At 61.6% G+C, this 13,918-nt stretch carries 13 protein-coding genes; 7 read left to right on the plus strand and 6 right to left on the minus strand.

Annotated elements, in window-relative coordinates; translation table 11 throughout:
- Window position 1: 1 nt before the first annotated feature.
- The 6 genes from B3C38_RS10820 to B3C38_RS10845 all read right to left on the minus strand — a co-directional run bounded on the left by B3C38_RS10820 (window position 2) and on the right by B3C38_RS10845 (window position 5,879).
- Window positions 2-544 carry a hypothetical protein gene (locus B3C38_RS10820; RefSeq protein ID WP_276655248.1) on the minus strand — a complete coding sequence of 181 codons (543 nt, stop codon included), beginning with the start codon at window positions 542-544 and terminating at the stop codon, window positions 2-4.
- Window positions 541-2,214 carry an energy-dependent translational throttle protein EttA gene (ettA, locus tag B3C38_RS10825; protein WP_055201912.1) on the minus strand — a complete coding sequence of 558 codons (1,674 nt, stop codon included), beginning with the start codon at window positions 2,212-2,214 and terminating at the stop codon, window positions 541-543. Before ettA ends, B3C38_RS10820 begins: the two co-directional genes overlap by 4 nt.
- Before the next feature lie 158 nt (window positions 2,215-2,372).
- Window positions 2,373-2,951: a rubrerythrin gene (rbr, locus tag B3C38_RS10830; RefSeq protein ID WP_055201914.1), complete on the minus strand. Its 579-nt coding sequence runs from the start codon at window positions 2,949-2,951 to the stop codon at window positions 2,373-2,375.
- A 107-nt stretch (window positions 2,952-3,058) separates the two neighbouring features.
- Window positions 3,059-4,117 (minus strand): CapA family protein, encoded by a 1,059-nt coding sequence (locus tag B3C38_RS10835; protein ID WP_082430695.1) that lies wholly within the window; start codon window positions 4,115-4,117, stop codon window positions 3,059-3,061.
- A gap of 8 nt (window positions 4,118-4,125) precedes the next feature.
- Complete coding sequence (locus B3C38_RS10840; protein ID WP_022333611.1) at window positions 4,126-4,434, minus strand: DUF4491 family protein; 309 nt, start codon at window positions 4,432-4,434, stop codon at window positions 4,126-4,128.
- Between the two features lie 89 nt (window positions 4,435-4,523).
- The gene (locus tag B3C38_RS10845) at window positions 4,524-5,879 is read right to left on the minus strand and encodes a DcaP family trimeric outer membrane transporter (protein ID WP_286727071.1); all 1,356 of its coding nucleotides are present in this window, start codon (window positions 5,877-5,879) and stop codon (window positions 4,524-4,526) included.
- 389 nt (window positions 5,880-6,268) lie between these two features.
- Here B3C38_RS10845 and B3C38_RS10850 point away from each other — a divergent pair, with 389 nt between their 5' ends.
- The 7 genes from B3C38_RS10850 (at window position 6,269) to B3C38_RS10880 (ending at window position 13,917) form a co-directional block, all read left to right on the plus strand.
- On the plus strand, window positions 6,269-7,435 hold the full coding sequence (locus B3C38_RS10850) for a metallophosphoesterase (RefSeq protein ID WP_022333613.1): 1,167 nt from the start codon (window positions 6,269-6,271) through the stop codon (window positions 7,433-7,435).
- Window positions 7,426-8,502, plus strand: coding sequence for a dihydrofolate reductase family protein (locus B3C38_RS10855; protein WP_286727072.1), 1,077 nt, complete (start codon window positions 7,426-7,428; stop codon window positions 8,500-8,502). Before B3C38_RS10850 ends, B3C38_RS10855 begins: the two co-directional genes overlap by 10 nt.
- A gap of 110 nt (window positions 8,503-8,612) precedes the next feature.
- Entirely contained in the window at window positions 8,613-10,067 is a 1,455-nt protein-coding gene (locus B3C38_RS10860; RefSeq protein ID WP_286727073.1) for a TolC family protein, read from the plus strand.
- 15 nt (window positions 10,068-10,082) lie between these two features.
- The gene (locus B3C38_RS10865; protein WP_286727075.1) at window positions 10,083-11,072 is read left to right on the plus strand and encodes an HlyD family secretion protein; all 990 of its coding nucleotides are present in this window, start codon (window positions 10,083-10,085) and stop codon (window positions 11,070-11,072) included.
- A 9-nt stretch (window positions 11,073-11,081) separates the two neighbouring features.
- Complete coding sequence (locus tag B3C38_RS10870; protein ID WP_278808838.1) at window positions 11,082-12,260, plus strand: ABC transporter permease; 1,179 nt, start codon at window positions 11,082-11,084, stop codon at window positions 12,258-12,260.
- A 1-nt stretch (window position 12,261) separates the two neighbouring features.
- Window positions 12,262-13,497: an ABC transporter permease gene (locus tag B3C38_RS10875; RefSeq protein WP_286727076.1), complete on the plus strand. Its 1,236-nt coding sequence runs from the start codon at window positions 12,262-12,264 to the stop codon at window positions 13,495-13,497.
- 144 nt (window positions 13,498-13,641) lie between these two features.
- Entirely contained in the window at window positions 13,642-13,917 is a 276-nt protein-coding gene (locus B3C38_RS10880) for a hypothetical protein (RefSeq protein WP_022333619.1), read from the plus strand.
- Window position 13,918: the final 1 nt, after the last annotated feature.

Below are 13,918 nucleotides of genomic sequence, written 5' to 3' on the forward strand. Positions count from 1 at the left end.
ATTACATAAATTTTTGTTTTATTTCCAAGTATTTCTTCCACCCCGCGTTATCCCGCGCATCCATGTATTTCCGCTGTTTCCCGAGCAGACGGTTCAATGCGCCCTCGTCCCGGCGGAAGAAAAGGACAACCATCTCACGAAGCGCCTCCATTTGGTCGACCTCATACATATTCACATAGCGCGGGGCGCGCACTCCCTCCTCTCCGGGATAGATATATCCGATGAAATAGCCCAATTCGTCCTTTTCGTCCACAGCGGACGAAATAAAAAAAGAACGGTCGGTTTTCAAATCCGTCACGGAGAGCGTCGGAGAGTTTTTCTTGTATCTCAAAGCTTCACGCGCTTGCTCATGCCAGGGGAAACGGTCTATCTCGGACAGGAACCCGTCAAGATCGCACGTCCCGGCCGGTTCTACTTTGTCCGGGTCTTCGTGCGCCCGGAGTTCGTCCCAAATAAATACATCGACCGGACGGTTCGCCTGCATACCGCAGGAGAAAAGCCCCAGCAAGAGCGAAAAAAAGGTCACAACACGCATCTTTGTCAAGCCATCAGTTTTTTGTACCTCACGCGGTGGGGCTGGGTGTCGCCGCCCTGCGCCTTCTTCCACTCCTCGTATTCGCTGTACGAACCCTCGTAGAAGACTACCTTCGAGTCACCCTCGAACGAGAGGATGTGCGTGGCGATGCGGTCAAGGAACCAGCGGTCGTGCGAGATCACCACGGCACAGCCCGCGAAGTTCTCGAGGCCCTCCTCCAACGCACGCAGCGTATTGACGTCGATGTCGTTGGTCGGCTCGTCCAGCAGCAGCACGTTGCCCTCCTCCTTGAGCGCCAGCGCCAGGTGCAGACGGTTGCGTTCACCGCCCGAGAGCATGCCGCACTTCTTCTCCTGGTCGGCGCCCGAGAAGTTGAAGCGCGCCACGTAGGCCCGGGCGTTCACCTGCCGGTTGCCGAGCATGATGAGGTCGGCGCCGCCCGAGATCACCTCATAGACGGTCTTTTCGGGGTCGATCGACTTGTGCTGCTGATCCACATAGGCCAGCTTGACGGTCGGGCCCACGCGGAACGACCCGCCCGTAGGCTCTTCCAGCCCCATGATCATGCGGAAGAGGGTGGTCTTACCCGTGCCGTTGGGCCCGATGACGCCCACGATGCCGGCCGGCGGCAGCGAGAATTCGAGGTGCTCGTACAGCACGCGGTCACCATAAGCCTTCGACACGTCGTGCGCCTCGATCACCACGTCGCCCAGGCGCGGGCCGTTGGGGATGAATATTTCGAGCTTCTCCTCCTTCTGCTTCGTGTCCTCGTTCATCATCTTGTCGTAGGCCGACAGACGCGCCTTGGACTTGGCATGACGGCCCGAGGGGGACATGCGCACCCACTCCAGCTCGCGCTCGAGGGTCTTGCGGCGCTTCGACTCCTGTTTCTCCTCCATGGCCATGCGGGTGGTCTTCTGGTCGAGCCAGCCCGAGTAGTTGCCCTTCCAGGGGATGCCCTCGCCGCGATCCAGCTCCAGGATCCAGCCCGCCACGTTGTCGAGGAAATAGCGGTCGTGGGTGACGGCGATCACCGTGCCCTTGTACTGCTGCAGATGTTGTTCGAGCCAGTCGATCGACTCGGCGTCGAGGTGGTTCGTGGGCTCGTCGAGCAGCAGCACGTCGGGCTGCTGCAACAGCAGGCGGCACAGCGCCACGCGGCGGCGCTCACCGCCCGAGAGCACCTTCACCGACTGGTCGGGGTCGGGGCAGCGCAGGGCGTCCATGGCGCGTTCCAGCACGCTGTCCAGCTCCCAGCCGTTGACCTGGTCGATCTGTTCGTACAACTCGCCCTGGCGCTCGATTAACCGGGCCATCTGCTCGTCGTCCATCGGCTCGCATAGCTTCATGTTGATCTCTTCGTACTCCTTGAGCAGCGCCACGGTCGCGGCGCAGCCCTCTTCGACCACCTCGCGGACGGTCTTCGAGTCGTCGAGCCGGGGTTCCTGTTCGAGGTAACCCACCGTGTAACCGGGCGAGAAAACCACTTCGCCCTGGAAATTCTTGTCCAGCCCGGCGATGATCTTCATGAGCGTCGACTTACCCGAGCCGTTCAGGCCGATGATGCCGATCTTGGCGCCGTAGAAGAATGAGAGGTAGATGTTGTTGAGAACCTTTTTCTGGTTGGTAAACGTCTTCGAAACGCCCACCATCGAAAAGATGATTTTTTCGTCTGCCATATCGTATTCGTTATTCGGATTTTCCTATCCGGCAAAGATAGTAAAGATTCCGCAATCTACCGCCATACGCGAAGATTTTTGGGCAGGCGCCCGTAAATAAAAAAACGCAGGGACACGGCCTGAGCCGCGTCCCTGCGCCGTGTTTGTCCCGGCAGAAATTAATAGTTCTCCTTCTTGGGTTCGAAGTAAGCCTGCGGATGCTTGCAGGCGGGGCAGAGCTTGGGAGCCTCCTCGGCCTCGATGACGAAACCGCAGTTGCGGCACTGCCACCAGATCTTGCCGTCGCGCTTGAAGAAATTACCGTCCGTGAGGCGGCTCAGCAGCTTCAGGTAGCGGCGCTCGTGCTCGGCCTCGACGGTGGAGATCATCTTGAAGGCCGTGGCGATCTCGATGAAGCCCTCCTCCTCGGCGACTTTGGCGAATTCGCGGTAGAGGACGTCCCACTCCTCCTTCTCGCCCTTGGCTGCGGCCAGCAGGTTCTCGGCCGTGGTGCCGATCGGGCCGGTGGGGTAGCTGGCCGTGATCTCCACGTCACCGCCCTCGAGGAACTTGAAGAAACGCTCGGCGTGCTCCTTCTCCTGCTCGGCAGTCTCGGCGAAGACACCCGCGATCTGCTCGTAACCCTCCTTCTTCGCCTTGCTCGAGAAGAAGACGTAACGGCTGCGCGCCTGGCTCTCACCGGCAAACGCCTTCAGCAGATTCTGTTCAGTCCGTGTTCCTTTAATGCTCTTTTCCATAATCCTGTATGTTTAATGTGTGTGTTTATTTTCCGATAGCAAAGATAATAAAATCCCGGACATAAAGCCAAAAATCGGCATTGTTTGTTTTTATAGGGCTATTCGGATTACTTATAGGCCCCGCCGAGCACCTCCGCCACGTCTTCCCGGAACAGCGCATAGGCTTCCGGAAGCGCCATCGTGTCCCCGACTTCGGACGGGACGACGCGGTAGCCCGGCATCGCCACCCAGACGGGCACCGCCTCAAGCGAATAGGACATGCGCCCGTCGGGATGCCGCACGGCCTCGATTTCGGCCACCAACCCGCCGTCGCAGTAGCGCCGCCGCTGGTTGGACACGAAGTTCCCCAGCGAATAGAGCACCACGTGCGACGAATCGGCGTCGAAGGGCTGCACCACGTGCGGGTGGCTGCCCACGACAAGGTCGGCGCCGTGCCGGCGCAGGAATTGTGCCAGGTGCCGCTGCACGGCATTCTCCCTCCGCTCGTATTCGTTGCCCCAGTGGATGCAGACCGCCACGCAGTCGGGCGCCCCGCGCCGTGCCGCAGCCAGGTCGGCCGCCATGCGCGCCGTGTCGATCAGGTTGACCTCCACTCCGGCGGGAACCGGAATGCCGTTGGTGCCGTAGGTGTAGTTGAGCAGCGCGAACCGCACGCCGTAGCGCTCCACCCACAGCGGGTTGTTGGCCGCGCGGTCGAGGCTGTCGGTAAAGACGCCGGTATGCAGGATGCCGCAGCGCCCCAGTTCCGCGACGGTCGTATGCACCCCGGCGGTGCCGCCGTCGCAGCAGTGGTTGTTGGCCAGCACGGCCACGTCGACCCCCGCATCGCGCAGGGCGTCGGCCAGCGCCACGGGCGAGCGGAAACAGGGGTATCCCGTATAGCGATCCGTGCGGGTGAGCGTCGTTTCGAGGTTCACGACCACCAGGTCGGCGGCATGAAACCGGCGGCGCAGGTAAGCGAATACCCCGCGGTAATCGAACCCGTCCCCGCACCGCGCCGCCGTGACCTGCGGAAGGTGCTGCATGACATCGCCCGCGAACAGCAGCCGGACACGCACCGGGGCGGGTTCGGACACGGGGCGCTCCACGCCGGCGCGTTGGGCCGGGACGCAGCACGCCGCCGCCAGCACCAGCCACGGGAGGATATGTCTCAGGCCCGGCTTCATCGTGCGGGTTATTTCCCCTGCCGCTTGGGGTTGGCTGGGAACCAGCCTTTGGCCACGCGCTGACGCTGTTCGAACAGTTCGCCGATCGACCAGAGCGACGAGGCGCCCCACACGGCCAGCAGGGTGGACCACAGGATATGGCGCACGGCGACCGACGCGGCGATCGCCACGATCCCCATCACGAGGAAAACCCACCAGCAACGTACGCCCAGGTAGTATTCGCCCTTGACCACGAGCGGGTGGAACAGTCCGATGATAAGGAACGTCGCAATGCCGATCACCAGCCCCGTGAGGTTGTATTCCGTAAGAAATTCCATAGTTCACGATTTTAACAGTGAGGCAAATATACGAAAAATGGGCGGTTCCCGACACGGGCCGCCCATAATAAATACCGATACCGGGATCATCAGAAATTATACTGTACCATCACGTTCACGCGGTTGGCATGGTTCTTCATGCTGTTCATGTCCTTGCGCGAACCGTAAAGGTACTCGGCGGCCACCTTGCAGCGCGGGGTGAGCGAGTAGAAGATGTTGCCGAAGATATACTGCCCCTGTTTGTACTGGTCGGCCGTATAGTAGCCCTCGCTGCGCTGCACGCGCACCGTCGAGTAGCCGCCCGACACGAACAGGCGCGGCGTGAAGTTGATCTGCCCGGCGGCCTGCACGCCCCACATGGGCATCATGCGCACGAGCGTGGGATCCGCGGGGTTGGGCGTGAAGTCGAGTCCCGAACCGGTCAGATCCTGGATATAGGGGGTGATGCCCTTACCGTAGACGCCGTTCATGAACATGCGGAACCAGTCGCAGCACTTGATCGTGCCGCTCAACTGCACGCCCCACCCGAAGAGCGACGTGGTGGCATCCTTCGATACTTTATACATGTAAGGGTTGCGGAGCACGGCCGAAGCGCGGAGGTGGCTGCTGCGGTCGGCGCCCCAGGCATATTGCAGGTACATCGGGAAGTCGGGTACGCGCTGGTGGATCGGCTTGAAGTTCTCACCGTAGGTGGCGCTCACGCTCGGCAGCTCGGCGGCGACGCCGAAGGTCATGTGCCTACGGGCGAACGACACCTCGTAGCGGATCAGTGTCGCGAAGTTGAAATTATAGGCGTTCGGCCCCTGGAAGTCGATGGTCGTGGGGGCGGCGGACAGGTCGCAGAAGGTCGTCACGTCGCGTCCGAGGGTCAGCCCCTTGAACGACACGTAGGCCGAACGCAGGCGGGGCGTATAGCTTCCCTCGGCACCGCCGCGGAAGTCGGCGTCCATGTAGATCACCACGCGCCCCAGCGCCCGGGTGTTGGTAATGGCCTTCAGGAAGAGGCGCGAGGTCGAGGCGTCCATCATCAGCTTCTGCTTCGAATTGTAATTGCCCGGAACCGGGATGTCGTAGGGCACGAAGTCGATGTTGTCGACGATGCCGTCGAAATCATAGCCCGCGCGCAGGCTCACGAAGCCGCCTATCGAGAACGAGAAACGGTTGTTCTTCGAGGCGAACACGAACTGGGGCTTCTCGGTCTGCTGGAAGCCGGGGCGGTGCGTGTCGATGTAGTCCTGCGTGGCGTTGCCGACGGCCATGCGGTTGCGTGCCGCAGCCTGCTGTGCCGCACAGCCGCCGCAGTTGTAGATGGTATCCACCTCGTGTACGGAGATGAGGTAGACCGTCGGCGAATAGTCGCCGCCACGGCGTTCGCCCCGGTGGTGCTGGGCGGAAGCGGAAGTCGCAAGGAGCAGGGAGACAATCAGAAGTCGAAATGTTTTCATAAGCCGAATAAAATTTGGTTTTTTGGTTAAACTTGCTTGGTTCGGTATGTTTTGTTTTTGGGACACAGGCAGTTAATATTCACCCCGGGAATTAGCAAGATATATGCCAAAAAAACCTGCACGGAATTTGATTCCGCCCGCCAGCACCCGATTCCCGTGACCTCCGCGGAGGAGAAGGCGCATCCCTGAAAATCGGGGAAGGGCACGGTTTACGTACGAATCCCGCTATCTTTCCGGCAAATAGGATGCCCCCGGGAAGTTGAAAAATAAATTTTAGAATCCCCTCGGCTTTCACTATCTTTGCCCGAGCCGGATAAACGGCGCCCGGCAGGACACGGGGACGTGCACAACCTGCCCGCTCCCCATACATTACATAAAAAAAGAAGTATATGCTGCTCTGGATAATCTCCCTGCTGACGCTTGCGGCCGCGGCCGCCGACGTCATTCATTACCGCCGCATGCGGCGGCGTGCCCCGGGCGTACGCCACCGGGTATTCATCGTCGCGGCGGCCGCGACCGATGCCCTGCCGGCGGTGATCGCCGTCGCCGGGGTTGTTGCACACGACAACACCACGGCGTTCATGACATTCGCCATGTGGGCGTTCTGGGCCTGGATGGTGACCGTCCTGCCACGCATGGCCTGCTATTTTTTCCGCTGGATCGGCCTGCCGCGGGTCGGTATCGCAGCAGGGGCAGGTGTGGCGGCACTTTTCGTCTGGGGCGCTACGGCCGGGCGTACTACGATCCGCGTAAACCGCACGGAGGTTTGCTCCGAACGCCTCCCGGCCGGGCTGGACGGGTTCCGCATCGCCCAGATCACCGACACGCACCTGGGCACCGTCGTGCGTCCCGAAGCGGAGCTGCGGCGCCTGGTGGACAGCGTCAACAGCCTTCGCCCCGACCTGATCGTCTTCTGCGGCGACCTGGTGAACATCCGCAGTTCGGAGCTCGACGCCCGCGCCCGGCAACTGCTGGGAGGCCTGCGTGCCCCGTACGGCGTCGTTTCGGTCACGGGGAACCACGATGCCGGGCTCTATATCAAGGACACCGTTGCGCAAAGCCCGGCGGCGAGCCTTGCAGAAGTGATCGCCCGCCAGCGGGCAATGGGGTGGAACGTACTGGAGGACACCACGGTTTACCTGCGCCGGGGCGGCGACAGCATCTCGCTCACGGGGCTTTCGTTCGACCCCGCGCTGCGGCACATGCGCCACGACCCCGACCTGCCGCCCGCCGACCTGAGCGGGGCCTACCGCGGCGTCCCCGATTCGCTCTACAACATCACCGCGGTGCATATCCCGCAGCTTTGGGGGCAGATCGCCGACGCGGGCTACGGCGACCTGACGCTCGCCGGGCACGTACACAGCATGCAGATGAAACTGCGCCTCTTCGGCCGGGCATTTTCCCCGGCGCAACTGCTCTACACGCGCTGGAGCGGACGCTACGACGTAGGCGGGCGTACGCTCTATATCAACGACGGCACGGGATACGTGGTTTTCCCGATGCGCCTGGGAGCCTATCCCGAAATCACCCTGATAACCCTGCGAAGATGCGAGTAACCCTCTCCGCCGCGGTCACGGCCGACGGCTACATGGACGACGACAGCCCCCGGCGGCTGATTATCTCGACCCCGGGCGACTGGGAGGAGGTGTACCGCCTGCGGGCGGCCCACGATGCGATCCTCGCCGGCGCCGAGACCCTGCGGCGCGACGACCCGTCGCTGCTCGTCCGCGACCAGGTGGCACGCGCACGGCGCGTGCAGGCCGGGCTGAAGCCCGACATCGCCAAGGTCACACTCACCCGGTCGGGCGGCCTTTCACCCCGCCTGCGGTTCTTCACCGCTGGCGATGCCGACCGCTATGTGTTTTCGCCGGGAGAAATAACTGGTTTGCAAAATATTGCGACAGTCATCTCAACCAGCGAAGCAATTACCGCCAAATACATCGTCACCGAACTCGAAAAGCGCGGCATCGAACACCTGATGGTCGAGGGCGGGGCGGGGGTGTTGCGCATGTTCCTCGACGAAGGGATGGCCGACACACTGCGGCTGGCCGTCAACCCGCGGCTGCGGCTCGGTCGCCGGGGCGGGGCAAGGTTCGGCGCAGCGCCGCCCCAGAGCGTCCCGCACACCTGCGAGGAGGTCGACGGCATGGAGGTGACGACCTACACGCTGCATCCCGACACGACGGAAGAAGACCTGCGCCACCTGCGGATGGCGGTCGACGAAGGCCGCAAATGTACCCCCGGCCCGACGTCCTACTGCGTCGGTGCGGTCGTAGCCACGGCCGACGGCCGGATATTTGCAGGTTACACGCACGAGACTTCGGCAACACACCACGCCGAGCAGGAGGCCATCGCCAAGGCGCTGGCGGCAGGCGCCGAGCTCCGCGGCGCCGCGATGTACTCCTCGATGGAGCCGTGCTCGCGTCGGGCGAGCGAGCCCGAAAGCTGCACACAGCTCATTATCAGGCATGGTTTCGCCCGGGCGGCCTTCGCACTCTACGAGCCCGACTGTTTCGTCTGCTGCCGCGGAGCGCTGACCCTGCGCGAAGCGGGCCTCGACGTCAGGGCATACCCGGCGCTGGCCAACGGCGTATGGGAAGCCAACGCGCACCTGAAGCGATGAATCGGGCGTAAATTGTGTCCATAAGGGCCTAAAATTGGCCTCTTTTTCCGGAAAATCGCGCAACATATCGGGATAACTTATATATTTGCCTCATAAACGCATTGATTAATATGAAAATAGCAGTCAGAACCCTCCTTGCGGCGGCGGCACTTGCGACCATCGTCCGGCTGCCTGCGCAGGAGGCCAAGCGTACGCTCTCGCTCGACGAGGCGATCGCCGTGGCGCTCACGGAAAACCCCGCGATGAAAGCAGCCGAGTTCGAGGAGAAGGCCGCCACCCAGGAACGCCGTGCGGCCATCGGCCTGCGTATGCCCAAGATCAGCGTCATGGGCGCCTACGCCTACATGTCCAAGGATATAGGATTCGATTTCAACGAGATGAAAGGCCCGGCCAAAGAGCTCGCCGGGCAGATACTCGGCAGCGGGCTCATACCGCCCGAAATGATCCCCTCGATCAACGGGCTGCTCAATCCGCTGATGAACGCCGACTGGTTCCTCAAGGTGCAGGATCAGAGCCTGGGGTTCGTGGGCGGGCAGGTTTCGGTGCCCATCTGGCTGGGCGGCAAGATCAACGCCGCCAACCGCGCCGCCAGGATCAACGAACGCACGGCGGCGGAGCAGGGCAACCAGACCCGCAATGCGCTGATTTCGGAGCTCGTGGAGCGCTACTTCGGGCTGGCACTCGCCATGCAGGTCGTCGAGGTGCGCCGGCAGGTGGTCGACGGCGTACGCCGCCACCTCGAAGATGCCGTCGCGCTCGAAAAGAACGGCATGATCGCCCAGAGCGAACGCCTCTACGTCGAATTCAAGATGGCGGAGGCCGAGCGCGAGCTGGCCAATGCCGAACTGCAGGCCCAAACCATCGCCAGCGCCCTGAACAGCACGCTGGGGCAGGACAACGCGTGGCAACCCGTGACGTCGATGTTCATTGTCGACCGGGTCGAGGAGGTGGCCTATTACCAGGATCTGGCACAAGACCGCAACCCGCTGCTCAACCAGGTTTCGCTCAAGCGCCAGCTGGCCGAAGAGGGCGTGCGCGCCCAGCGCGCCGACTTCCTGCCGCAGGTGGCGGCCATCGGCGGCGGTTCGTTCTACAACTACCAGGTCGCAGGGCTCGTACCCCGCTGGGCGGTGGGCGTGGGGGTCAACATCAAGATCTTCGACGGCCTGAACCGCGAGTATAAATATTCGGCGGCCAAGCAGACCGTACGCCGGGTCGGCGCCTTGCAGAACAAGGCCGGCAAGGACATCTCGGTTCTGGTGGAGAAACTCTACAACCAGATGATGAACTACCGCAACCAGATGACCTCGATCGACGCCTCGCTCGCCTTCGCCGAGGAGTACCTCCGCATGAAGAACGCTGCCTTCCTCGAAGGCATGAGCTCGTCGACCGACCTGATCGATGCCGAACTGAACCTCGCGGGCGTGCGCACCGAACGCCTCCAGGCGGCTTACAATTTCGACCTGCTGCTGGCGCAACTGCTCGAAGCCGCGGGCATCAGCGACGAATTTTCGGCGTATGCCCGCCGCGCCGACGCCCGGCCGATCCTGTTCGATAAAAAGTAAAAAATATAGAATCCTATGAAGCGAAGCAACATTATCGGAATCATCGCGGCCGCAGTGGTCATCATCGTCTCGGTCGTACTGATCAGTTGGTACCTCCGGAAAACGACCCCGATGCTGATACAGGGCACGGTGGAGTGCACGACCTACAAAGCCTCGTCGAAAGTCCCGGGGCGCATCGACGACATGAAGGTCGAACAGGGCGACCGCGTGGAAAAGGGGCAGCTGCTCTACACGCTCTCGACCCCCGAGCTGGAGGCCAAACTCCAGCAGGCCGAGGCCGTGAAGAGCGCCGCCTCGGCACTCGACCAGGCAGCCTTGGCAGGCGCACGCATCCAGCAGATCGAAGCCGCCCTGAACATGTGGGAGAAGGCGCAGGCCGGGCTGGAACTGGCGCGCAAGACCTACGACCGCGTGAAGAACCTCTACGACCAGGGGGTAGTCCCCGAACAGAAGCTGGACGAGGCGTCGGCCAACTACAAGGCGATGGAAGCCACGGCACTGGCCGCCAAGGCGCAGTACGACCTGGCGTCGGACGGAGCCCGTAAGGAGGACAAGGAGGCCGCTGCGGCACGTGTCCGCCAGGCCGAAGGAGCCGTGAGCGAGGTCGAATCCTACATCGGCGACGCGATGGTCTATGCGCCCGTGACGGGCGAGGTTTCGACCATCATCGCCGAGCAGGGCGAACTGGTGGGCAGCGGCTATCCCGTGGTGGCCATCCTCGACCTGACCGACCTGTGGGTGACCTTCAACATCAAGGAGACCCTGCTCCCGGGGATCGGCATCGGCACTCGCATGAGCGGCTATGTCCCGGCGCTGGACTACGACGTCGAGTTCGAGGTGACCTACATCTCCGCACAGGCCGACTTCGCGACATGGGCGGCGACGCGTACGCAGGGCGGTTTCGACATCCGCACCTTCGCCGTCAAGGCCAGGCCTGTGTCGCATGTGGAGAATATGCGCCCGGGCATGAGCGTAATCGTGGACTGGGACGAAATCCGGAAATAGGAGGGGACGATGCCGGGATTCCTGCATAATACCTACGCCGTCCTGCGGCGCGAGCTTGTGCGGCTGACGCACCAGCCGATGTATTTCGTGCTGATGCTCGTGCTGCCCGTGGTGTCGTTCGCGTTCTTCGCGCTGCTGTTCAACAAGGGCGTGGCCCGCGACATCCCGATAGCCGTGCTGGACGAAGACCACACGTCGCTCTCGCGCAAGGTCACGCAGATGATCGACGCAACCCCGACGGCCCTGGTCGCCTACGAAATCCAGGACATGGACGAAGGCGAGCGGCTGATGCGCGAAGGGAAGGTCATGGCCATCGTGCAGATCCCGTCGTTCTTCGAGAAGAATATCCTGAGCAACAGCCAGACGCACATCGAGAATTACGTTTCGGGGACGAACATCACGGTCAACGGACTGCTGTCGAAAGACATCCAGACCGCCGTGACGACCTTCACGGCCGGCATCCAGCTGCAACTGCTCACCAAACAGGGGCTCAGCGAGAAGCAGGCCATGGCGCAGCTGATGCCCGTGCGGTTCAGCCGGCACGTATTGTTCAATCCCTATATCAATTACGGCTATTACCTCTCGCCGAGCTTCATGCCCATGATGCTGCTCATCTTCGTGGTCATGGTGACCGTCTTCACCATCGGCACCGAACTCAAGCACGCCACCGCGCGCGAGTGGCTCGGCACGGCCAACGGCTCGGTCGGCGCGGCGCTCACCGGCAAGATACTGCCCGTGACGGTCATCATGTTCCTCATGTCGCTGGTGATGTTCCTGATTATCTTCAAGGTCGTGGGCGTACCGCTCAACGGCAGCCTGACGGTCATCCTCGTGAGTACGCTGCTCTTTATTTTGAGCTACCAGGCCATCGCGGTGTTCATCGTGTCGCTGCTCTCGAACCTGCGCCTGTCGCTCTCGATCGGCGGCGGGTACTCGGTGCTGGCCTTCACCTTCTCGGGCCTCACGTTCCCGATCATGGCCATGTGGCCCGCCATGCGGTACCTGAGCAGGTTGTTCCCGTTCACCTACTACACCGACATCTTCGTCGACCAGATGCTGCGGGGCGCCCCGGTAGCCTGTTCGCTGCCCGACATGGGCTACATGTCGTTATTCATCGTCTTACCGCTCCTGTGCCTGCCGCGCCTGCGGACGATCTGCACGGAGGAAAAATACTGGGGGAGGTTATAACATGGGTAGGTTCACACATCAGATGGCATCCTACCGGCAGCAAATGCTGTCGGTCATGCGCAACGAATTCCGCTCGATATTCACCGATGCGGGCGTCGTCCTCATCCTGGTACTCGCGCTGATCATCTACGCCACGGTCTACTCGATGGCCTACGGCGCACAGGTACTGCGCAACGTGCCGATCGGCGTGGTGGACGAGTGCCGCACCCCGACCAGCCGCAGCCTCGCGGCAACGTTCAACGCCGGGCCGAATACGTACGTGGCCTACAACCCGACGAACATGGAGGAGGCCAAGGAGCTCTTCTTCAACCGCAAAATATACGGCGTGGTCTATATACCGTCGGACTACGAGGAAAAAATGCTCGGGGGCTCGCAGGCCAACGTGGCGATCTACGTCGACGCCAGCTACTTCCTGATGTACCGCCAGGCGTTCCAGGAACTGGTGACCTCGATCGGCAGCACGGGCGCGATGGTGGAGTTCCAGCGCCTGATCGCCAAGGGGGCGGACATCCCGCAGGCACAGGCCACGACGCAGCCCGTAATCTACCAGTCGCACAACCTGTTCAACCCCTACCTGGGATACGGTACCTTCGTCATGCCGGCAATCATCATGGTCATCATCCAGCAGACGCTGCTCATCGGCATCGGCATGATCGGCGGCACGTGGCGCGAATTCGGGCTTTACCGCAAACTCTGCCCGCCCGACCGCAAACGCATGTCCACGCTGCCCATCGTGCTGGGCAAGGCGACGGTCTACGGGCTGATCTACGGCGTGACGACCTTCTATATCCTGGGCTTGCACTACCGGCTGTTCCATTACCCGATGAACGGCGCCACGGGCACCGTCGTGGTCTTCATGCTGGCATACCTGGCCGCCTGCATCTTCCTCGGCATCGCCATCTCGACGCTGTTCCGCTACCGCGAGAATTCGCTGCTGCTGTTGTTGTGGACGTCGATCCCGCTGCTGATGCTCAGCGGCGTGTCGTACCCCCGCGAGGGTATTCCCGACTGGCTGTTCAACTTCGGGCAGCTGTTCCCCAGCAGCCACGGTGTCGACGGCTTCATCCGCATCCAGAGCATGGGCGCATCGCTCGGCGAGGTACTGCCCGAAATCCGGATGCTCTGCATCCTTACGCTCATCTACGGCGGGCTGGCCTGCATCGGCATTCACCAGGTGATCGGCCGCGAACAGCGCGAACGCCCCGCGCAGAGGATGAACGACAAAGAAGAGTACTGATTTTTCGCCGCAACCGAAAAGTCGGGACAGACATGAAAAACCGGGGTGAATACCCCGGTTTTTCATATTTTTTTATACCCGCCATTGCTTGCGAACGACGGAATTTATATTACCTTTGGACTGAAACCCCAAATATCTTGCAAAATGATTCCGAAGTGGCTTTATTATCTGCTCAACGTTACGGCCTATCCGTTAGCGATCTATCTTGCAATCTGGCTGTCCAACAACGTTCGTTACGACCCACAAGGCATGGCCGGCGGATACCAAATGTTGTATTATGCAATGGTGGCTGTCGTCATCTGTTTTATCGTCAGCCTATTCGCATCGTACAAACTGGTCGGCAGCTGCTGGCCTGCAGTGATCGTTCTCATCGGATTTATCGTCATGCTTTTTCTGTGGTACAGCATCATGACGAGCTGAT

The sequence above is a fragment of the Alistipes sp. UBA1686 genome, from assembly GCF_002320215.1.
Taxonomy (GTDB): domain Bacteria; phylum Bacteroidota; class Bacteroidia; order Bacteroidales; family Rikenellaceae; genus Alistipes; species Alistipes onderdonkii.